General features: G+C 66.7%; 18 protein-coding genes. 9 read left to right on the top strand and 9 right to left on the bottom strand.

Annotated features, from left to right (window positions below):
* Nucleotides 1–13: 13 nt before the first annotated feature.
* Entirely contained in the window at nt 14–1,279 is a 1,266-nt protein-coding gene (pgi, locus tag L1087_RS10985; RefSeq protein ID WP_234558938.1) for a glucose-6-phosphate isomerase, read from the bottom strand.
* A gap of 32 nt (nt 1,280–1,311) precedes the next feature.
* On the opposite strand from pgi, the gene L1087_RS10980 reads away from it, so the two are divergent.
* The 4 genes from L1087_RS10980 to groL all read left to right on the top strand — a co-directional run bounded on the left by L1087_RS10980 (nt 1,312) and on the right by groL (nt 6,641).
* Nucleotides 1,312–3,609 (top strand): GNAT family N-acetyltransferase, encoded by a 2,298-nt coding sequence (locus tag L1087_RS10980; RefSeq protein WP_234558937.1) that lies wholly within the window; start codon nt 1,312–1,314, stop codon nt 3,607–3,609.
* Nucleotides 3,587–4,399, top strand: coding sequence for a TrmH family RNA methyltransferase (locus L1087_RS10975; RefSeq protein ID WP_135260163.1), 813 nt, complete (start codon nt 3,587–3,589; stop codon nt 4,397–4,399). Before L1087_RS10980 ends, L1087_RS10975 begins: the two co-directional genes overlap by 23 nt.
* 292 nt (nt 4,400–4,691) lie before the next feature.
* Nucleotides 4,692–4,997, top strand: coding sequence for a co-chaperone GroES (gene groES / locus L1087_RS10970; RefSeq protein WP_038055202.1), 306 nt, complete (start codon nt 4,692–4,694; stop codon nt 4,995–4,997).
* Nucleotides 4,998–5,009: 12 nt separating this feature from the next.
* Entirely contained in the window at nt 5,010–6,641 is a 1,632-nt protein-coding gene (gene groL / locus L1087_RS10965) for a chaperonin GroEL (protein WP_038040840.1), read from the top strand.
* An 85-nt stretch (nt 6,642–6,726) separates the two neighbouring features.
* On the opposite strand, the gene dnaE is transcribed toward groL, so the two are convergent.
* Complete coding sequence (dnaE, locus tag L1087_RS10960) at nt 6,727–10,395, bottom strand: DNA polymerase III subunit alpha (protein ID WP_234558936.1); 3,669 nt, start codon at nt 10,393–10,395, stop codon at nt 6,727–6,729.
* 58 nt (nt 10,396–10,453) lie between these two features.
* Between dnaE and L1087_RS10955 the strand changes: the two genes are divergently transcribed.
* Genes L1087_RS10955 through L1087_RS10945 form a run of 3 tightly spaced genes read left to right on the top strand, consistent with a single transcriptional unit; the run spans nt 10,454 to nt 11,731 of the window.
* Nucleotides 10,454–10,753 (top strand): type II toxin-antitoxin system Phd/YefM family antitoxin, encoded by a 300-nt coding sequence (locus L1087_RS10955; protein WP_234558935.1) that lies wholly within the window; start codon nt 10,454–10,456, stop codon nt 10,751–10,753.
* Nucleotides 10,728–11,174, top strand: coding sequence for a type II toxin-antitoxin system VapC family toxin (locus tag L1087_RS10950; RefSeq protein ID WP_234558933.1), 447 nt, complete (start codon nt 10,728–10,730; stop codon nt 11,172–11,174). The genes L1087_RS10955 and L1087_RS10950 overlap by 26 nt, the downstream gene beginning before the upstream one ends.
* Nucleotides 11,171–11,731: a 5-formyltetrahydrofolate cyclo-ligase gene (locus tag L1087_RS10945; protein WP_135260161.1), complete on the top strand. Its 561-nt coding sequence runs from the start codon at nt 11,171–11,173 to the stop codon at nt 11,729–11,731. The genes L1087_RS10950 and L1087_RS10945 overlap by 4 nt, the downstream gene beginning before the upstream one ends.
* Here the strand turns inward: L1087_RS10945 and L1087_RS10940 are convergent.
* The 5 genes from L1087_RS10940 to dnaX all read right to left on the bottom strand — a co-directional run bounded on the left by L1087_RS10940 (nt 11,728) and on the right by dnaX (nt 17,244).
* Nucleotides 11,728–12,642 (bottom strand): 2-oxoacid:ferredoxin oxidoreductase subunit beta, encoded by a 915-nt coding sequence (locus L1087_RS10940; RefSeq protein ID WP_135260160.1) that lies wholly within the window; start codon nt 12,640–12,642, stop codon nt 11,728–11,730. The genes L1087_RS10945 and L1087_RS10940 overlap by 4 nt on opposite strands.
* A gap of 2 nt (nt 12,643–12,644) precedes the next feature.
* The gene (locus L1087_RS10935; RefSeq protein WP_234558930.1) at nt 12,645–14,498 is read right to left on the bottom strand and encodes a 2-oxoacid:acceptor oxidoreductase subunit alpha; all 1,854 of its coding nucleotides are present in this window, start codon (nt 14,496–14,498) and stop codon (nt 12,645–12,647) included.
* Nucleotides 14,499–14,575: 77 nt separating this feature from the next.
* Nucleotides 14,576–15,037, bottom strand: coding sequence for an HD domain-containing protein (locus L1087_RS10930; protein WP_038043288.1), 462 nt, complete (start codon nt 15,035–15,037; stop codon nt 14,576–14,578).
* A 49-nt stretch (nt 15,038–15,086) separates the two neighbouring features.
* Nucleotides 15,087–15,368: a metal-sensitive transcriptional regulator gene (locus L1087_RS10925; protein ID WP_015716013.1), complete on the bottom strand. Its 282-nt coding sequence runs from the start codon at nt 15,366–15,368 to the stop codon at nt 15,087–15,089.
* Nucleotides 15,369–15,375: 7 nt separating this feature from the next.
* Nucleotides 15,376–17,244 carry a DNA polymerase III subunit gamma/tau gene (gene dnaX / locus L1087_RS10920; protein WP_234558928.1) on the bottom strand — a complete coding sequence of 623 codons (1,869 nt, stop codon included), beginning with the start codon at nt 17,242–17,244 and terminating at the stop codon, nt 15,376–15,378.
* Between the two features lie 17 nt (nt 17,245–17,261).
* Here dnaX and L1087_RS10915 point away from each other — a divergent pair, with 17 nt between their 5' ends.
* Both L1087_RS10915 and argB read left to right on the top strand, forming a co-directional pair.
* Nucleotides 17,262–17,753, top strand: coding sequence for a hypothetical protein (locus L1087_RS10915; RefSeq protein WP_234558926.1), 492 nt, complete (start codon nt 17,262–17,264; stop codon nt 17,751–17,753).
* Nucleotides 17,746–18,516, top strand: coding sequence for an acetylglutamate kinase (gene argB / locus L1087_RS10910; RefSeq protein WP_234558925.1), 771 nt, complete (start codon nt 17,746–17,748; stop codon nt 18,514–18,516). The genes L1087_RS10915 and argB overlap by 8 nt, the downstream gene beginning before the upstream one ends.
* Here argB and L1087_RS10905 read toward each other — a convergent pair.
* A complete protein-coding gene (locus L1087_RS10905; protein ID WP_135260154.1) occupies nt 18,482–18,982 on the bottom strand; it encodes a type 1 glutamine amidotransferase domain-containing protein in 501 nt (166 codons plus the stop codon). The genes argB and L1087_RS10905 overlap by 35 nt on opposite strands.
* Entirely contained in the window at nt 18,945–19,415 is a 471-nt protein-coding gene (locus tag L1087_RS10900) for an NUDIX hydrolase (protein WP_234558924.1), read from the bottom strand. Before L1087_RS10900 ends, L1087_RS10905 begins: the two co-directional genes overlap by 38 nt.
* Nucleotides 19,416–19,442: the final 27 nt, after the last annotated feature.

Genomic DNA, 19,442 nt, shown 5'->3' with positions numbered 1-19,442 from the left:
CACGCTTCCAAGGTTAGGAGCCATACCCGGGACGCCCAAGAAGGGCAAAGGTCAAGCGCTTGCCCAGCTCCACCCCGGGCTGGTCAAAGGCGTTCACCCTCCAGAGTTCCCCCAGGAAGGCGGTCTGCCACATGAGGTGTTGCAAGAGCCAGCCCACGGCGTAGGGGGAAACCTCCGAGAGGTAGAGGGTATAGACCCTCTGCCCCGCCTCGGCCAAGGCCTGGTAGGTGGCCTCAGCCTCGGCCTTCAAGAGCTGGAACAAGCCTTTGCCGAAGAGGTAACCTGCTTCCCCCTCGAGGCCTTCCACCCGGGGCAGGAGGAGGTCCTCCGTGGCCCCTTCCGGCACCACCAGAACGATGAGCTTATCCAAGGGACCTTCCCGGAAGAGCTGCACCTGGGCGTGCTGGTCCTGGGGACCCAGGGCGGGCACCGCGGTGGTGCCCACCCGGTTGCCCTCCTCATCCCGCTTGCCCAAGGACTCATCGTGGAGCTGGACGAACCAGGCAGGAAGGTATTTAAGCCGCTCGGAGTAGACCATGAAGACGGTGACGGGCAGGTGGCGGTGGAGGTGTTGCAGAAGGGCGGTCTGCAGGGGAAGGCTCTCCTCCAGGGGAGCCAGGGCCACCTCGTTGGCCTTCCTCGCCCCCATAAGGAGGGCCTCGAGGTCCGCCCCGGCGAAGGCCAGGGGCAGGAGCCCCACCGGGGAAAGCACGGAAAACCGCCCCCCCACGTTTTCGGGGATGGCGAAAACCCTAAGCCCCTCCCGCTCCGCCAGGGCCCGGAGCGCCCCCCGCTTGGGGTCGGTGGTGAAGACCAGGTGCCGCCGCCAGTCCTCCCCCAGGTGTTCCCGCAACCAGTTGAGGAAGAGGAGGAGAGCGGCCAGGGTTTCCGCGGTAGCCCCCGACTTAGAAACCGCATTTACCAGGGTCTTCCGGGGGTCTAGGCCCCGAAGGAGCCGAAGCACAGGCTCCGGCTCCACGTGGTCCACGTAGTGGAAGCGCACGCTGCTTCCGTTGAAGGCGGCCTCGAGGGCCTTGGGGCCCAGGGCGCTACCCCCAATGCCCAAGAGCACGAAGTCCTCTACCCAGGGGTTGGCCTCGCGGAAGCGGCGGACCTCCCTGAGGGTCTCCGTGTCCTCGGGGAGGTCCATCCAGCCCAGCATGCTTTGGGGATCCTTCCGCTTGGCCAAAAGGGCCTCCCGGGCCTGAAGAAGGAGGGGCCCGTGCTCCTTAAAAGTCTGGGGGAAATCCGGGAGGAAGCGGGTATCCAGGCGCAGCATACCCCCATGCTACCCGGATGTAGGCTAAAGGTATGGGCTACGTGCCCCCACCCACGCCCCAGCACGGCCTCGAGGAGGGCCCCATCCTCCTCAAGGACGGGCGCACCGCCTTCCTGAGGCGGGCAGGTCCCAAGGACCTTCCCCTTTTCGTGGAGTTCCTGAGGCGGCTATCCCCGGAGTCCTTGCGCATGCGCTTCTTCTCCCCCATCTCCCCGGAAAAGGCGGCGGAGCTCCTCCTTTCCGCCAAACCCCAGGAGGAGAAGGTAACCCTCATGGTCCTGGCGGGGGACCCCCCCAGGATGGTGGCCACGGGGGAGTACGTGCGCCTAAAGGGGGAGGACACCGCCGAGGTGGCCTTTCTGGTGGATGACGCCTTCCAAGGCAAGGGCCTGGGCACCCTCCTTCTGGAGCGCCTGGCCTTGATCGCCGCCAAGCGGGGGATAAGGCGGTTTCAGGCCTTCGTCCTGGCGGAGAACCAGAAGATGCTCAACGTCTTCATGGAAAGCGGCTTCCAGGTGCGGGCCCACCGGGATAGCGGGGAGGTGGAGGTGGAGTTTGAGATCCTCCTGGAGGAAAGGGCGGCGGAGCGGTTTGAGTGGCGGGAAAAGGTTTCCACCCTTGCAAGCCTCCATCCCTTCTTCTTTCCCCGGGGGGTGGCGGTGGTGGGGGCAAGCCGCGACCCGGAAAGCATCGGCTACCGGGTGTTGGAAAACCTCATCTTCGGCCGCTTCCAAGGCCCCGTCTACCCGGTGAATGAGGCCATCGGCAAGGAGGGGGGCACGGTGGGGCCCCTTCTCGCCTACCCCCGGGTGGAGAGCATCCCCGGCCCCGTGGACCTGGCGGTGATCGCCGTGCCCAAGGAGCGGGTTTGGGAGGCCCTCGAGGCCTCGGGAAGACGAGGGGTGCGGGCCAGCGTGGTCCTTACCACCGGCTTCCAGGAACAAGAGGCCAGGGAGCTGGCCGACAAGGCCAGGCGCCTGGGGATGCGCCTTCTGGGCCCGGGTTCGTTGGGTCTGGTCCACACCCACCCCGAGGTGCGCCTGGCGGCGGGCCTGGCCCCCCTCCCCAAACCCGGACCCCTAGCCATCTCCAGCCAGTCCGGCACCCTGGGCCGGGCGGTGATGGCCTATGCGGAGGGCATGGGACTCGGCATCTCCTCCTTCGTCTCCTTAGGAGCCAAGGCGGACCTCTCCTCCAACGACCTTTTGCAGTTCTGGGAGGAGGACGAAAGGACCCGGGTGATCCTCCTCTACCTGGAGAGCTTTGGCAACCCCCGGCGCTTCTCCCGCCTAGCCCGGAGGATTGGCAAGAAAAAGCCCATCCTGGCGGTGCATCCTTCCCGGGATCCCTTGGTGCGCACCCTCTTCGCCCAGGCCGGGGTGATCCGGGCCAACAGCCTGGAGGAGGCCTTTGACGTGGCCGCCCTTCTGGCCCTGGGGCGCCTTCCGGAAAACAACCGGGTGCGCCTCATCTCCAACGCTTCCGGCCCCTCCAACCTGGCCCTCGAGGCCCTGAGGGAAGGAGGCCTGGAGGTGGAGCACGTAGACCTGGGTTCCACTGCCAATAGGGAGGATTTCGCCAAGGCCCTGGCCGAGGCCCTGGAAAGCGAGGCGGGAAGTATCTTCCTCCTCTTTGTGCCCATGGGCTTTACCAGCGAGGAGGAGTTCCTGGCCCTTTTGGAGAAGGCAGAAGGGAACAAGCTTCTTTTGGCCTGCGTGATGGGCTCCCCTGGGGTGCGGGCGCGGGTGCTGGGCCAAGCGGCCCTCTACCGCTTCCCCGAATCCGCGGCCATCGCCTTGAGCCGGGCCTGGGGTTACAAGGTCTGGCGGGAAGAACCCCTCCACTTCCCCGACTTCCCCGACCTGCGCCTGGAGGAGGCAAGGAAGCTTCTAGAAGGGAAAAAGACCCTAAGCCAGGCGGAGGGGGCTGCCCTCTTGGAGTGCTTCGGCCTGCCTTTGGGGAAGGGGGAAGGGCTTTCCCTCAAGCTCACCGCCAAACCCCATCCCCTTTTCGGCCCCGTTTTCACCCTGGTCCTGCCCACCCCCCTGGGGGACCAAGTGTTGGGCCAACGGCTTTCCCCCCTCACCCAGAAGGACGCCCAGGAGCTGGTAAGGCCCTTAAGCCACGGGCAAAGCCCAGATCTTTCGGGGCCTCTCGACCCCGCCCCCTACCAGGAAATCGTCCTCAGGCTTTCCCGGCTTCTGGAGGAACTGCCCCAGGTGGAGGAGGTTTCCCTGGAGCTTTCCGGACCCCGAATCGCCCGCTTTGCGGTGCGCCTCCTGGGAAATCCCGAACCGAGGAACCGCCATGCGCATCCAAAGCCCCGCTAACCCCAGGGTGAAGGCCCTGGCTGCCCTGAAGGAACGCAAGGAGCGGGAGCGGGCTGGGCTTTTTTTGGTGGAGGGACGGCGGGAGGTGGAACGGGCCCTAAGGGCCGGCCTCCAGCTGGAAACCCTCCTCCTCGGCCCCAAGGCCACCCCTGAGGACCAAGCCCTGGTGGGATCGGCCCCCATCCTGGAGCTTTCCCAGGAGGCGATGGAGCGGGTTTCCGTAAGGGAGAACCCGCCTCCCGTCATCGGGGTCTTCCGTCTGCCCCACAAAACCCTAAAGGAGGTCCGGCTCCCGCAAAACCCCCTGGTCTTGGTCCTTCTGGGCCTGGAAAAACCCGGCAACCTTGGGGCCATCCTGCGCTCCGCGGACGGGGCAGGGGTGGATCTGGTCCTGGTGGCGGAAGGGGTGGACCTCTATAGCCCCCAGGTGATCCGGAACTCCACGGGGGTGGTCTTCTCCCTGCCCGTCTACCCCGCCTCCGAAGGAGAAGCGGCCCGCTTCCTGGAGCAAAGGGGGCTCCTCCTGGTGGCCGCCACCCCCAAAGGGGAAAGGATCTATTGGGAAGAGGACTACCGAAGGGGGGTGGCCTTCCTCCTGGGGGCCGAGGACGAGGGGCTCCCCGAGGCCTGGCTTCGGCGGGCCCAGACTCGGGTGCGCATCCCCATGCGGGGAGTGGCGGATAGCCTCAACGTTTCCGTGAGCGCCGCCCTCCTCCTCTACGAGGCCCAACGCCAAAGAAGCCTAAATTTAAGAACTCCTTTTGCAGCCTTCCCTCCAACATCCCCCTAGCCACCAGTGGAAGAGGGTGTAGCTCCGGATAAGGGCGGGCTGGGTCTGGAGGTAAGCGCACCGCGCCTCCACCCGCCCCACCTTCCCCTTCCCGCCCCTCGGACCCGGGCAAAAGCCTCCAGGACGGCCGCAAAGGATTCGGTGTCCACCGAGGGCAAGAGCCCGTGCTCCTTCTCCCCCGTGCTGACCTTATAAAACCCCCCTCAACCCCCTTGACAGGAACATGCGGGGGCGAAATAATAACCCTTGGTTTGACACTCTCGCCCTTTGAGCGTCAAAGGAGGGAGTGAATATGGCCGCGGAGGTGAAGACGGTGATCAAGCCCCTAGGCGACCGGGTTGTGGTGAAGCGGATTGAGGAGGAGCCCAAGACCAAGGGCGGCATCGTGCTCCCCGACACCGCCAAGGAGAAGCCCCAGAAGGGCAAGGTGATCGCGGTGGGCTCGGGCCGCGTCCTGGAGAACGGGCAGAAGGTGCCCCTCGAGGTTAAGGAGGGGGACATCGTGGTCTTTGCCAAGTACGGCGGCACCGAGATCGAAATCGACGGCGAGGAGTACGTGATCCTCTCCGAGCGCGACCTTTTGGCGGTTCTGCAGTAAGGGAGGTGAGGTATGGCGAAGATCCTGGTGTTTGACGAGGCAGCCCGCCGGGCCTTGGAGCGCGGCGTTAATGCGGTGGCCGATGCGGTGAAGGTAACCCTTGGCCCCCGGGGTCGGAACGTGGTCCTGGAGAAGAAGTTCGGCTCCCCCACCATCACCAAGGACGGGGTGACGGTGGCCAAGGAGATCGAGCTGGAGAACCACTTGGAGAACATCGGGGCCCAGCTCCTCAAGGAGGTGGCCTCCAAGACCAACGACGTGGCCGGTGACGGCACCACCACCGCCACCGTCTTGGCCCAGGCCATCGTGCGGGAGGGCCTGAAGAACGTGGCCGCCGGCGCCAACCCCCTGGCCCTCAAGCGGGGCATCGAGAAGGCGGTGGAGGCGGCGGTGGAGAAGATCCGCTCCCTGGCCATCCCCGTGGAGGACCGCAAGGCCATCGAGGAGGTGGCCACCATCTCCGCCAACGACCCTGACGTCGGCAAGCTCATCGCCGACGCCATGGAGAAGGTGGGGAAGGAGGGGATCATCACCGTCGAGGAGTCCAAGAGCCTGGAGACCGAACTGAAGTTCGTGGAGGGGTACCAGTTTGACAAGGGGTACATCTCCCCCTACTTCATCACCAACCCCGACGCCATGGAGGCGGTCCTCGAGGACGCCTTCATCCTCATCGTGGAGAAGAAGGTCTCCAACGTTCGCGAACTCCTCCCCATCCTGGAGCAGGTGGCCCAGACGGGTAAGCCCCTCCTCCTGATCGCCGAGGACGTGGAAGGCGAGGCCCTGGCTACCCTGGTGGTGAACAAGCTCCGGGGCACCCTGAACGTGGCCGCGGTGAAGGCCCCCGGCTTCGGTGACCGCCGCAAGGAGATGCTGAAGGACATCGCCGCGGTCACGGGCGGCACCGTCATCTCCGAGGAGCTTGGCTTCAAGCTGGAGAACGCCACCCTCTCCATGCTGGGCCGGGCCGAGCGGGTGCGCATCACCAAGGACGAGACCACCATCGTGGGCGGCAAGGGTAAGAAGGAGGACATCGAGGCCCGCATCAACGGCATCAAGAAGGAGCTGGAGACCACAGACAGCGAGTACGCCAAGGAGAAGCTCCAGGAGCGCCTGGCCAAGCTGGCGGGCGGCGTGGCAGTGATCCGGGTGGGCGCCGCCACCGAGACCGAGCTCAAGGAGAAGAAGCACCGCTTTGAGGATGCCCTGAACGCCACCCGGGCCGCGGTGGAGGAGGGCATCGTCCCGGGCGGTGGCGTGGCGCTTCTCAGGGCCATCAGCGCCGTGGACGAGCTCCTTAAGAAGCTGGAGGGGGACGAGGCCACTGGGGCTAAGATCGTGCGCCGGGCCCTGGAGGAACCTGCCCGTCAGATCGCCGAGAACGCCGGCTACGAGGGCTCCGTGGTGGTCCAGAGGATCCTCTCCGAGACCAAGAACCTCCGCCTGGGCTTCAACGCCGCCACCGGGGAGTACGCGGACATGGTGGAGGCTGGCATCGTGGACCCCGCCAAGGTGACCCGCTCCGCCCTGCAGAATGCCGCTTCCATCGGCTCCCTCATCCTGACCACCGAGGCGGTGGTGGCGGAGAAGCCCGAGAAGAAGGAGTCCACCCCTGCGCCTGCGGGCGGCGGGGACATGGACTTCTAAAGCCACCCCAACCTAGTAAAGCCAGGTTGGGGGCCCCGGAAAAGGGGCAAAGGAGGCTGGGCCTAGGCCCAGCCTCCTTTCTTTCTTAAAAGGGCACCACTTCCTCCTTGGACCCTCCTCCGCCGTTCCCCTGGAGGAAGGCCTCCCGATCCGGGACCAGATAGGCGCGGAACCCCTCGGCCTCGAGGGCCTCCAGCGCTCCTTCCCCCACCCGGGTTTCCCGCAAGGAGAGGATGGCCTCACCAAAAGGCCCTTGCACCCTGAGGTAAAGGGGAAGGGTCCCGGGGTACTCGTCCAGAAGGCTCTTTAGGAGGGCCACACCCGCTTCGTCCAAAAGAGCGTGGTCCACCTCCACCTCGAGGGCCCTGGGGGCCTCGGCCACCTCCTCGTAGGTCCAGACCGCCTGGGCGATGACCCTAAGCCCCCCCTCTTCCCGCTCCACCTCCGCCAGGACCAGAAGGGGGGTATCCTCCTTGAGCTTGGGGGAAACCCCCTCGTAAGCCCGGCCAAAAGCCACCACCTCCAGGGCCCCGGTCTCATCGGAGAGCATGAAGCGGGCCATCATGCCCCCGCTCCTCGTGGGCTTGCGCACCACCTCCTCCACCATGCCGGAAAGGAGCACCCGGGCGCGGGGCGGGAGGTCGCGGGCGAAGTGGGGGAGTTCGGCCAGGGGGCAGCTCGCCACCTCCCGAAGCCCGGGGTAGCGCAAAACGGGGTGGCCGGAGACGTAGATCCCCAGGGCCTCCTTTTCGTAGCGTAGGCGGGTGATCTCGTCCAAGGGCTCGGCCTCCACCAAGGGAGGCTCTTCCACCTCAGCGAACAAGCCCATCATGCCGGATCGCTCCCGCTCCCTGCTTTCCGCCGCCCACCGGAGCAGGGCGTCCAAGGAAGCCAGCAACCGGGCCCTGTCCCCAAAGGCGTCAAAGGCCCCCGCCTTGATGAGGGACTCCAGGGTGCGCTTATTCACCACCTTCTCGTCCAGGCGCTTGAGGAAGTCCCCCAGGCTCCGGAAGCGCCCCCCCCGCTCCCTCTCCTCTAGGATGGCCCTAGCGGCGCCTTCCCCCACGTTTTTCACCGCGGAGAGGCCAAAGAGGATCTCTTCCCCCACCACCTTGAAGTCGAAGCCCGAGCGGTTGATGTCCGGGGGAAGGACGGCAATGCCCATGGCCCGGGCGTCCCGGATGTACTCCGCCACCTTGTCGGAGTCGTGGCGCTCCACGGTGAGGAGGGCGGCCATGAACTCCACCGGGTAGTGGGCCTTCACGTAGGCGGTCTGGTAGGAGAGGAGGCTGTAGGCGGCTGCATGGCTCTTGTTAAAGCCATAGTTGGCGAAGGCCTCCAGCATGTCAAAAAGCCGGTTGGCCTCCTCCTCGGGCACGCCCCGCTCCCTGGCCCCCCGCACGAAGCGCTCCCGGTGCTTCTGCATCTCCTCCACCTTCTTCTTGCCCATGGCGCGGCGGAGGAGGTCCGCCTCCCCCAGGGAGTACCCGGCCACTGCGGAGGCGATCTGCATGATCTGCTCCTGGTAGACGGGGATACCGTAGGTCTCATCCAGGATGGGCCTCAGGTACTTCTCCGCGTGGGGGAACTCCACGTAGCTCACGGGCTCCTGCCCGTGGTGGCGGCGGATGTAGGTGGGAATGTGCTCCATGGGCCCAGGGCGGTAGAGGGAGACCAGGGCGATGATGTCCTCGAGGCGCCTGGGCTTCAACCCCCGCACCGTGTTCGTCATCCCCCCGGACTCCAGCTGGAACACCCCCTTGGTCTCCCCCCGGGCGAGGAGCTCAAAGGTCTTGGGGTCGTCCAGGGGAAGCCGGTCGTAGTCCAGCTCCACCCCCTTGGACTCCTTGACGATCTTCTTGGCCTCGTCCAGGAAGGTGAGGGTGCGCAGGCCCAGGAAGTCCATCTTCAAAAGCCCCAAGGCCTCCACCGCCCCCATGTCGTACTGGGTCACGGGCCGCCCCTCCTGGTCCCGCATGAGGGGCACCAGGTCGGTGAGGGGCTCTTGGGCGATCACCACCCCGGCGGCGTGCACGGAAGCGTGGCGGTTCAGGCCCTCCAGGCGCATGGCCACCTCAATCACCTCCCGCACCCGGGGGTCTTTCTCCATCTCCGCCTTTAGCTCCGGCACCAGCTCTATGGCCTCGGCCAGGGGCTTGGGCTTGCCGAACTGCACGGGAATCAGCTTGGCCAGCTCCTCCGCCTTCTTGTGGGGGATGCCGTAAACCCGGGCCACGTCCTTCAAGGCGGCCTTGGAGGCCAGGCTCCCAAAGGTGCCGATCTGGGCCACCTTGTCCTTCCCGTAGCGCCTCCGCACGTACTCGATCACCTGGTCCCGCTTCTGGTCAGAGAAGTCGGTGTCGATGTCCGGCATGGAGACCCGCTCCGGGTTCAGGAAGCGCTCAAAGAGGAGGCCGAAGCGCAGGGGGTCGATGTTGGTGATGCCCACGGCGTAGGCCACCAGGCTCCCCGCCGCGGAACCGCGCCCCGGCCCCACGGAGATGCCGTTCTCCTTGGCCCAGTTGATATAGTCCTGGACGATGAGGAAGTAGCCGGGAAAGCCCATGCGCTCGATGATGGCAAGCTCGTACAGCGCCCGGTGGAGGATGGCCTCCGCCGTCCACTCCCTTACCCCTTCCAAAGGGGGTAGCTCCCGCAACAACCCCTCCCAGGCGGCCTGCTCCACCTGGGCCAGGCTCGCCGCCAAGGCCGCCCCGTCCCCGTGGGGGGGCATCTTGCCCAGCCGCCGGAAAACCTCCCGGTAAAAGTCCTCGGTGATGCGGTCGGGGTAGCGCCCAAGGAGCCCCTTGAAGGTGAGCTCACGCAGGTACTGGGCCTCGGTGCGGCCCTTGGGGAGGGGGAAGCGGGGGATGCGGTAGGTCATCTTGTCCCCGATGGGGAGGTCCACGTTGCACATGCGGGCGATCTCCACCGTGTTGTCGAAGGGCTCGTCCCCCCACTCCTCCTTTGGGAGCATGGCCCGCATCTCCTCCGGGGTCTTCACGTAGAACTCGTCGCAGGGGAAACGCCAGCGCTCGGGATCATCCAGGGTGCTCTTGGACTGGATGGCGAGAAGCACCTCGTGGGCCCGGGCGTCCTCCTTGCGCACGTAGTGGCCGTCATTGGTGGCCACCATCCCCAGGCCGTACTTCCGGGCAAACTCCCGGAGGACCTCGTTTACCTTCTTCTGCTCCGGCAGGCCGTGGTTCTGGATCTCGATGAAGAAGCGGTCGCCGAAGATGGCCAAATACTCGTTGAGCCGGGCCTCGGCCAGGTCCAGGCGGTCTTGCAGGATGAACTGGGGGATCTCCGCCCCTAGGCAGCCGGAGAGAGCGATAAGCCCCTCTGAATGCTCCCTTAGAATCTCCCGGTCAATGCGGGGTTTTTCGTAAAACCCCTCCAGGTAGGCCCGGCTCGCCAGGCGCACCAAGTTCTGGTAGCCCGTGAAGTCCTTGGCGAGAAGGGTGAGGTGGAAGTAGCCCCCGTCCAGGCCCTTGCCCCGCTTACGGTCGTAGCGGCTTTCCGCGGCCACGTAGGCCTCGTAGCCGATGATGGGCTTCACCCCCATGGCGGTGGCCTTCTTGTAGAACTCCACAGCGCCAAAGAGGTTGCCGTGGTCGGTGATGGCCAGGGCGGGGTCCTCGGGGGAAACCGTCTTCACCCATTCAAGAAGGTCAGAAAGCTTCGCCGCCCCGTCCAGGAGGGAGAACTGGGTGTGCTGGTGCAGGTGGGCGAACTTTGGCCTCGAGCCCATAGGTTTCAGCTTACGCTTGCGGCCGGCCTCCCGCGGGAATAAACTAATCCATGCAATGATGCATCAAAAGCGCAGGCTCAGCGCCACAGAGGCCCGGGTGCACTTCGGGGAGGTGCTCCGGCGGGTGGGCGAGGGGGAGGTGATCCTGGTGGAGGGGCGGGGCAAGCCCTTGGCGGTCATCCTCTCCCCCGAGGCCTACGAGCGCCTGAAGGGCGAGGGGGAGGATCCCTTGGGGCTTATCCTGAGCGTGAACCGGGGCATCCGGGAGCGCCTGGGAAGACCCCTCACGCCGCCGGAAGAGGTGATCGGGGCCATGCGGGAGGAGCGGGACCGTGAGCTTCTTGGTCCTGGACGCTAGCGTCCTGGTGCGCCTTCTCCTGGCGGACTCGGAAAGGGCCCCCGCCGTCCAGCACTACCGGGAGTGGAAAGCCAAGGAACTGGAGATGGCCCTCCCCAGCCTGGCCCTTTACGAGGCAGCCAACGCCCTGTACCGCTACGCCCGAGCTGGGGAAATGACCCTGGGGGAAGCCCAGACCCTTTGGCGCCAAGCCCTGCGCCTGGGCTTCCGCTACTTTCAGGAGCCCTGGATCCACACCCGGGCCTTGGAGCTGGGCCACGAGTTGGGGCTGGGAGCGGTCTACGACGCCCACTACCTGGCCTTGGCCGAAGGGCTTGCCGCCCCCTTTTGGACGGCGGACCGGAGGCTATACCAGAAGGCCCTCGAGGGGCAGGCCAAGGGCCTCCTGCCGGGGGTTTCCCTTCACCTCCTAGGCCCATGACCCTAGGCGAGCTCAGGGAAGAGGTCTGGAACACCCTGGCCCGCTACGACCTGGCCCTCCACCCCACACCCCCCCACGGCCACCACCCCAACTTCCTGGGGGCCAAGCGGGCGGCGGCGCACCTCCTCCGCACCCCGGAGTTCCAAAGGGCCAGGCTCATCCTGGCGGGTATGGATGCAGTGCTGAAACCCCTGCGGGAGGAGGCCCTGCGGCAAGGGAAGGCCCTGATCCTCCCCCACCCCGACCGGCCAGGGGAGTTCGTGCTCCTCAAGGACCTGGACCCTAGGCGGCTCAAGCGGGTGCGGGAGGCCTACCGCTATGGGGTGAGGGTGGATCTAAAGGGCCAGCCCATCGACCTGGTCCTCATCGGGGCTGTGGCCGTGGACGAGGAAGGGGGGTGGGTGGGGAAGGGCTATGGCTTTCCCCAAGGCTGGCTTGCCGTGGAAGCCCCCTTCGCCACCCTGGCCCACGCCCTCATGGTCTACCCCAAGCTCCCCGTGGAGCCGGAGCGCCGGGTGGACCTGATCGCCACCCCCCAGCGGCTCATCCGGCCCTAGAGGGCGAACTCCTTCAGGAGCCCCTCGAGGTCCAAAGGCTCCCGCTGCCCCAGGGCGGGGTAGACCTCGGGGTAGCGGGGCAGGTAGGCCTTGAGGCGCTCCTCAAAGGTGGGCACCTCCGCCTTCCAGAAAACCCCTATGGGAATCCTTTCTCCCCATTCTGCGGCCTTTTCCTGGAATTGCGCCATCTTCTTGTCCAACTCCTCTGGGGGAAGCCCCTCGGGAACATACGGATCGTACCCCTCATCCTGGAGCTTGTAGAGCCTAGGAGCGAACCACTCCTTGGTGTGCAGGTCGTTGTAGGTGGGGCAGGGCTGAAGGACGTGGAGGAAGGCCAGGCCCTTGTGCTCGAGGCCCTCCTTGATGAGCTCCTTCAGGCCCTTCACGTCGTAGGCGTAGCCGCGGGCGATCCAGGTGTAGCCGGAGGCAAAGGCCAGGAGAAGGGGGTTGATGCGCCCTTGGGGGTTGGGCTTGGGGAGGCTTTTGGTCTTCTCCCCAAGGCCCAAGGTGGGCCCCGCCTGCCCCTTGGTGAGGCCGTAGACCTCGTTGTCGTAGAGGATGTAGAGCATGTCCACGTTACGGCGGCCTGCGGCCACAAAGTGCCCGGCCCCGATGCCGAGGCCATCCCCGTCCCCGCCCACCGCCACCACCGTGAGGTGGGGGTTGGCCAGCTTGGCCCCCTGGGCGATGGGCAGCACGCGGCCGTGCAAGGTGTGGACCCCGTACACGTTCAGGTAGTGGGGGGTTTTGGCCGAGCAACCGATCCCCGAGAAGACCACGGTCTGGCTGGGGTCCTTCCGCAGCTCAAAAAGGGCCATCTGCAACGCAGAAAGGATGCCATAGTCCCCGCAGCCCGGGCACCAGTCCGGTTGCTTTTCCGCCTTGTAATCGGCAAGTTTGAGTTCCAACATGGTTACACTCCTCTCCTAAGCACCAGGCGCTCCGGGGCCCTGCCCGCAAGCACCTGTTCCAAGGCCTCCACCGCCTCATCCAAGGTGATGGGGCGGCCGTTGTACTTCACGATGCGGTGATGGACCCGCTTTAAGGTTTCCTGCTGCACCAGGTCCGCCAGCTGCCCTGAGTAGTTGTGCTCCACCGTGACCAGCCTTTTTCCCTCCAGGAGGGGGCCGATCTCGGGGAAGGGCCAAAGGAGCCTGAGGTGCAGATACCCTACCCCGGGCAGGTGGTCCAGGGCCTCCAGGAGGGTGCCCTTCACCGTGCCCCAGCCCAGGACCAGCACCTCCCCATCCCGGTAAAGGGTGTACTGGTCCTCGAGGGGGATCTCCTTACGGGCGGCTTCCAGCTTGCGCATGCGCTTTTCCATCTGGTATTCCCTGAGGGCCACATCCTCCGTGATGTGGCCCTCGAGGTCGTGCTCGTCCGAGGTCATCCAGTAGAAGCCCCCAGGGGCACCGATGGGGATGAAGGGGGAGATGCCGTCCTCGGAAGGGGCGTAGCGCTCGTAGGGGCCAAACCCCTCCTTTCTGGGGGTAAGGCGCTTCTCTCCATCCAGGGAGAGCACCTTCAAGGCCTCCTTGGGAAGGCTTTGGGCCATGGAGGCCAGGAACTTGTCCAAAAGATGCACCACCACCGTCTGGTAGCGCCAGGCCCAGACCAAGGCCTTTTGGGCGTCCAAGAAGGCGTCCAGAATGTCCCCCGAGGCCAGGACCAGCCGGGGGTATTCCCCGTGCCCACCCCGGATGGCGAACATCAAGTCGCCCTGCTCGGTGCGGGTGGGAAGGCCGGTAGAAGGCCCACCCCGCTGGTAGAGGGTCACCACCAAGGGGGCCTCGATCATGCTGGCAAAGCCCAGGCCCTCAGCCATGAGGCTGAAGCCGGGGCCGCTGGTGGCGGTGGCGGCCTTGGCCCCGGTGAGGGCGGCGCCCACGGCCATGGTCACCGCGGCAATCTCGTCCTCGGTCTGGACCACGGCCACGTCCGCCCCCTGGAAGGCGGTGTGGGCCTCGAGGTAGGTGGACTCGTCCGTGGCCGGGCTGATGGGGTAGTAGGTCTGGAAGCGAAGCCCCCCGGCCAGCTTCCCCAAGGCCGCCGCCTGGGCCCCGGTGAGGTAGACCCGGCCCGGCTCATAGCCGTTCAGGTGAAGTTGGAAGGGAAGCTTGGGCACCTCCTCCCGGTACACCGCCTCGGCCACCTTCTGGTTTAGCTCTAATACCTTACCCCTAAACTGCAGGGCCAGAGCCTCCAAGAGGGGCTCCAGGGGGAAGCCCAGGAAGTGGAGGCTCGCCGCCACGGCGATGGTGTTCAGGGTGCGCCGGGCCTGCAGGGAAGGGACGCCCAGCTCCGCCCCAATCCGGTCCGCCACCTCCTCAAAGGGGTAGGGTAGGGGCTGGACCCCTGCCTCCACGTAGACCTGCAGAATCTCCTTCAAGCTCGGGTCCAGCTTGCCGAAGCGCTCCGAGAGGGCATCCGCCACCCGGTGGTCCAGCATGGGGAGCTTGTGCACCGTAAGGTCCAGCACCTTGGGGTCGTAAAGGAGCGCTCCTCCAGGGCGCACCTGGTCCAGGTGGCGGGCCAGGGTCTCCCCGTCCAGGGCCACCAGCATCTCCACCCTTTCTCGGAAGGCCTCCACGGGTTTTCGCGAGAGCCGCACGTCCAGGTAGGAGTGCCGCCCCATGATGTTGGAGTGGTACTCCCGCTTGGTGGCCACCCACCAGCCCCCCTTGCCCACCGCCCGGGCGAACAGGGTGGCCGCCGTCTCTATACCGCCCCCTTGGGGGCCGCCCACGCGCCAGGTGAAGTCTTCCATAAGCCCTCCTTCGTTCTTTGATACCCTACTCCTTAAGGGTCCGGCTTGGCTAGGGGCATTTGCCCAAAAGGGGGGGTTTATTCCTCCTGGTCCGCCTGGTGAAGCCGCTTTCCCCAGAGGCTTTGCGGATGGTGGTGCTCCAGTACCAAGGCCTGCACCTCCGGGTCCTGGATGCGTTCCGCGGCGTACAGGGGGTGGTGGCGCCGCACCTGGAAGGCCCCCAAGATCCCCCTCCGCAGGGGATAAGGGGGTACCGGGGGGGTGTAAAGCCCGGTGAGGATGCGCTCCAGGGGACGGTAGGGCCTCAGGGCCTTTCCCGCATCGTGAAGAAGGGCAGCCCGGATGGCGAAGGTAGGGGCATCCGGGTACTGCTTCAAAAGCCGGCGGGCCACCCGCACCGCATGGGCCCGGTCCCTGGGGTCCATGGAAAGGTAAAGGGTGCGCTCCTCCCCCTGCAAAAAGGCCAGGGCGAAGGCATCGTCCGGCTCCTCCCCTCGAGGGAAGAAGGCCCGCAAGAGGCGCCTAAGCCTCTTTTTCACCTTCCCGAAGCCCTGCCCTAAGCCCTGGCTCCTGGCCCCCGCCAAGGGACTAGATGAACTTCTTCAGCATGGTGGCGATCTCTTCGGGCTTTTTGGGATCCACCTTGCCCTCGGAAACCTCGGCGGCGCAGATGTTGAGAAACTCCTCGAGGATCAAGGTGGCCGCCGCCTCCATGGCCTTTTTGGTGGCGGTCATCTGGGTAAGGACCTCATCGCAGGGACGCCCCTCCGCCACCATCTTCTGCAAACCCCTCACCTGGCCTTCGATACGCCGTAGCCGCTTAAGGATGTTTTCTACGGTTTCTTGACCCAGCTCGGTGGTCTTGGTCATGGGGGCATTATATACCAGTACCCCCTATGTCGTCTTCACTCAGCGGTTCCTCAGCCTCGGAAAGCCTGGGCCTGCGCACCCATAGAAGCCGCGCCCCCAAGAGCCGGGTGATCTCCGCCAGGCGCCGGTTGGGATCCTCAGGAAGCCCTATGGGTTCCTCCGCCATGGCGTCTTGGCCGGAGGGGTCTTCCTCCCCTCGCCAAGGAGCTTCCGCGGAAGGCGGCCTTTCGGCTGGCTCGGGCAAGGCCTCCCACGGCTCCTCCTCCCCTCCAGGAAAATCCCTGGCCTCCTGGACACTCCCATGGGGCAAGGCTGGGGAAGCGGGCTCGGAGGCCTTGGGCTCTTCCTCACGCCCACGTTTTTCCCCGGGCAAAGGAAGGTTCCGGGAAGGAGGCCTAGGGTCTGGGCTTTTTTTTTCCAGGAGAAAGACCACCTCCTCCACCCCGAAGTGGGCCCGCACCAGGGGGAGAAGGGTGGCCCTTTGGTCCTCAGCCCGCTTGTGGTGGAAGGCCTTGCTCTCGGGGAAGCGAAGCACCAAGCGCCCTTCTTCCAGGTCCGGCCGGGCCTCCCTGAGGAAGGCCCTCAGGGTGGGTTTCAAGGCCTCGAGGAACGCCCGCCACCTCCCGGCCAGGTCCCTCGGCATCTCCCCGGAAAGGCCTGCTTCCCTGGCCCCTGGCGGCACCAGGGGCTTGGTGGGATGGAACTCGGGCAGGCCTTCCTGGAAAGCCCCTTGCCCACGCAAATGAGCTGGCCCTTCAGGCAAAGCCGCCTCGGCCCGCACCCCTTCCCCGGAAGGAGGGCTGGCCGTGGGCTGAACCTCCTCCTTACCCGGCTGGAAGGAGGAGGCCCTCGGGAAAACCCTGGCCGCCTGCAACAAGGCCGCCTCCAGGGCCAGGAGATCCGAGCGCTTGGCAAGGCGCTCCATGGCCTCGTCCAAGGCGGTGAGGGCTCCCAGTAAGGCTTCGGGAGGAGCCTCGAGGCCCTCCCCCGGCAGGCCGTGGGCGGCGTAGAGGGCTTCCCGGAGCACCTCCATGAGCCCTCCCACCAGGCTCCTTGGGGCAAAGCCCTTGGCGTAAAGCCCCCGAGCCTCCGAGAGCACCTCCTTGAGGTCCCCCCGGGCCAGGCCCCGGGCCAAACGGGAAAGGGCTTCCTTGGGCGGAAGGCCCAAGGCCTCCTCCACCTGCTTCCGGGTCAGGGGGCCCTCCAGGAGGAGCAGGCGGTCGAGAAGGCTTTCCGCATCCCGCATGGCCCCGTCCGCCAGCCGGGCCACCAGGAGGAGGGCCTCCGCCTCCGCCTCCCGCCCCATCTCCTTAAGGATGCGCTGGAGCTTGGAGGCGATCTCCTCCTCCTTCAGGCGGCGGAAGCGGTAGTGCTGGGTGCGGGAGAGAACCGTGGGGGGCATCCTCTCGGGCTCGGTGGTGGCGAAGACGAAGAGCACGTGGGGCGGGGGCTCCTCCAGGGTCTTGAGGAGGGCGTTGAAGGCGCTCTTGGAGAGCATGTGGGCCTCGTCCAGGATGAAGACCTTCCTGGGGGCGGAAAGGGGAGCGAGGAGGATCCTCTCCCTAAGCTCCCGCACGTCCTCCACCGAGTTGTTGCTGGCGGCGTCGATCTCCACCACGTCGGGGTGGGCCCCCCGTTGCACCGCCTGGCAGTGAGCGCAGACCCCGCAGGGGCGCTCCCCCTCCCCCTGGCACCCCACCGCCATGGCCAGAAGCCTGGCGGTGGTGGTCTTCCCCACCCCCCGGGGCCCGGAGAAGAGGTAGGCCTGGGCCAGCCGCCCCTCCCGGATGGCCCGCATGAGGGGCTCCTTCACGTGCTCCTGGCCCACCACCTCGGCGAAGGTGAGGGGGCGCACGCGGCGGTAGAGGGCGCTCACAGAGGCTAGTATAGGGCTTGGTGCGGAGCTTTCTCTCCTTCCACGTGAAGGCCCCCCTGGAGGAGGTCCTGGCCTTCGCCCAGGAGCGCACGGGGGGCGCGGGGGTCTACCTGGTGCCGGACTTCCCCTGGGTGAGCCTCTACCACGAGGCCCTCGAGGCCCAGGAGGACCCAAAAGGGGTGCGGGCCTTTTTGGAGGCCCTTTCCCAGCTGGGGCAGGCCCTGGCCTTCCTGGTCCTGGCGGAGGAGGACCTCCTCTTCCTCCTGGCGGAAGGGGGCCGGGTGCAGGCGGAGCTGAGGCGGGGCCCGGAGCTGGGGGAGGCCCTATGGGGCCCCGAAGACCTCCTCCCCCTGCTCCAGGCGGCCCAGGCCATGCCCCCCGTGAGCGCCGTCCAGGCCCTGGCGGCCCCCTTCGGCCTCCACCCCGACCACGCCGCCTTGGGCTTCCTGGACCTCCTCGAGGCCGAGGAGGAGGAAGGCCTGCCCGAGGAGGTGGTCTACCTTGAGTGAAGCCCTCGTGGTGAAGGTAGGGGGAAGCCTAAGGGGGGCCGAAGCCCTGCTGGACGAGCTTTCGGGCTACCCCGGCCCCCTGGTCCTGGTGCACGGGGGCGGGCCCGAGATCGGGGCCCTCCTGGAAAGGCTCGGCTTCCAGAGCCGCTTCGTGGGGGGCTTGCGGGTGACGCCTCCCGAGCAGATGGAAGCGGTGGAGATGAGCCTCTGCCTCACGGGAAAGCGCCTGGCGGAGGGGCTTTCCCGAAGGGGAAGAAGGGCCCTCGCCCTTTCGGGCCGCGATGCCCTCACCCTCCGGGGCCGGGCCCTGCCGGGGCTCGGGCGGGTGGGGGAGGTGGTGGGGGTGGGGGTGGACCTGCTCTTGGACCTCCTGGAAAAGGGCTACACCCCCCTCCTGGCCCCCATCGCCCTGGACGAGGAAGGCCCCTTGAACGTGAACGCCGACACCGCCGCCGGGGCGGTGGCCGGGGCCTTAGGGTGGCCTGCGGTCTTCCTCACCGACGTGGAGGGGGTGCTAAAGGACCCCAAGGACCCCCAGACCCGCTTCCCCCGCCTGACCCCCCAGGAGGTGGAGGCCCTCAAGGCCCAGGGCGTGGTCCAGGGAGGGATGATCCCCAAAGTAGAGGCGGCCCTAAGGGCCCTGGAGGCAGGGGCCCCCTGGGCGGCCATCGCCAAGGGGGAACGGGGCGTTTTGGCGAGGGTGCTCTCTGGGGAGGCGGGGACCCGCTTCAGCCTCCAAGGAGGTCCAGGAAGGCCCGCATGAAGCCGGGGAGGTCTTTAGGCCCCTGGGCGGTGACCAGGTTCCCGTCCACCACCACCCCCGCCTCCTGGTAAAGCCCCCCGGCGTTTTCCAGGTCGTCCCGGATGGAGGGAAAGCCCGTGACCCTTCTCCCCCGCACCAGCCCGGCGCTCACCAGCACCCAGCCCGCATGGCAGATGGCCCCGATGGGCTTGCCCTCCTCCGCCACCCGCCGCACCAGGGAAAGCACCTCGGGGCTCCGGCGCAGGTAGTCCGGGGCGAAGCCCCCGGGGATGAGGAGGCCCCTAAGCTCTGGGGCCTCCTGGGCGCCTGCCTCCGCCTTCCAGGAAAAACCCGACTTGGCCCGGTACTCTCGGGCCTCAGGGCCCAGGACCACCGGGGTGTAGCCCGCCTCCTGCACCCGGTAGTAGGGGTAGAGGAACTCCCGCTCGTCAAAGAGGTCCGCCAGGAGGATCCCGATGCGCTCCACGCCACACCTCCAGGAACTCCCTCAGGATATTCCCCGTGACCCCCCAGATGTCCACCCCCCGCCAGGGAAAATGCCAAACGGTGCGGCCATGGCGCACCTCGCTCCAGGGATTTACCCGGAGAAGCTCCTCTAAAGGAGCCAGGAAGACCCTGGCCACCTCGAGGGGATTGGGCCTTAGGGGAGAAAGGTCCTCCCGGAAGACCACCACCGGCTGGACCAGGAAGCCCTGGGGGGAAAGGGCGGGGGAGAGGAAGCCCAGGGGCTCCACCCCCTCAAGCCCCACCTCCTCCGCCGCCTCGCGCAGGGCCGCCTCCACCGGCGTCTCCCCCGGCTCCACCGCCCCCCCGGGGAAGCTCACCTGGCCGGCGTGGGTGGGCAGGTGGGGGCTTCTTAGGGTAAAGAGCAGGCTTTCCCCCAGAAGGGGCACGGCCACCGCCGCCAGGCGGAAGCCCTCGGGGAG

The sequence above is a fragment of the Thermus tengchongensis genome, assembly GCF_021462405.1.
Taxonomy (GTDB): domain Bacteria; phylum Deinococcota; class Deinococci; order Deinococcales; family Thermaceae; genus Thermus; species Thermus tengchongensis.
This window is presented reverse-complemented; position numbering and strand designations above follow the sequence as displayed.

What these genes read in the sequence shown, in the direction of transcription:
- L1087_RS10935 (WP_234558930.1), bottom strand. Translation starts at nt 14,498, where the DNA reads ATGGAAGACTTCACCTGGCGCGTGGGCGGCCCCCAAGGGGGCGGTATA.
- L1087_RS10980 (WP_234558937.1), top strand. Translation starts at nt 1,312, where the DNA reads ATGGGCTACGTGCCCCCACCCACGCCCCAGCACGGCCTCGAGGAGGGC.
- groES (WP_038055202.1), top strand. Translation starts at nt 4,692, where the DNA reads ATGGCCGCGGAGGTGAAGACGGTGATCAAGCCCCTAGGCGACCGGGTT.
- L1087_RS10975 (WP_135260163.1), top strand. Translation starts at nt 3,587, where the DNA reads ATGCGCATCCAAAGCCCCGCTAACCCCAGGGTGAAGGCCCTGGCTGCC.
- L1087_RS10925 (WP_015716013.1), bottom strand. Translation starts at nt 15,368, where the DNA reads ATGACCAAGACCACCGAGCTGGGTCAAGAAACCGTAGAAAACATCCTT.
- dnaE (WP_234558936.1), bottom strand. Translation starts at nt 10,395, where the DNA reads ATGGGCTCGAGGCCAAAGTTCGCCCACCTGCACCAGCACACCCAGTTC.
- L1087_RS10940 (WP_135260160.1), bottom strand. Translation starts at nt 12,642, where the DNA reads ATGTTGGAACTCAAACTTGCCGATTACAAGGCGGAAAAGCAACCGGAC.
- groL (WP_038040840.1), top strand. Translation starts at nt 5,010, where the DNA reads ATGGCGAAGATCCTGGTGTTTGACGAGGCAGCCCGCCGGGCCTTGGAG.
- L1087_RS10945 (WP_135260161.1), top strand. Translation starts at nt 11,171, where the DNA reads ATGACCCTAGGCGAGCTCAGGGAAGAGGTCTGGAACACCCTGGCCCGC.
- pgi (WP_234558938.1), bottom strand. Translation starts at nt 1,279, where the DNA reads ATGCTGCGCCTGGATACCCGCTTCCTCCCGGATTTCCCCCAGACTTTT.
- L1087_RS10955 (WP_234558935.1), top strand. Translation starts at nt 10,454, where the DNA reads ATGCATCAAAAGCGCAGGCTCAGCGCCACAGAGGCCCGGGTGCACTTC.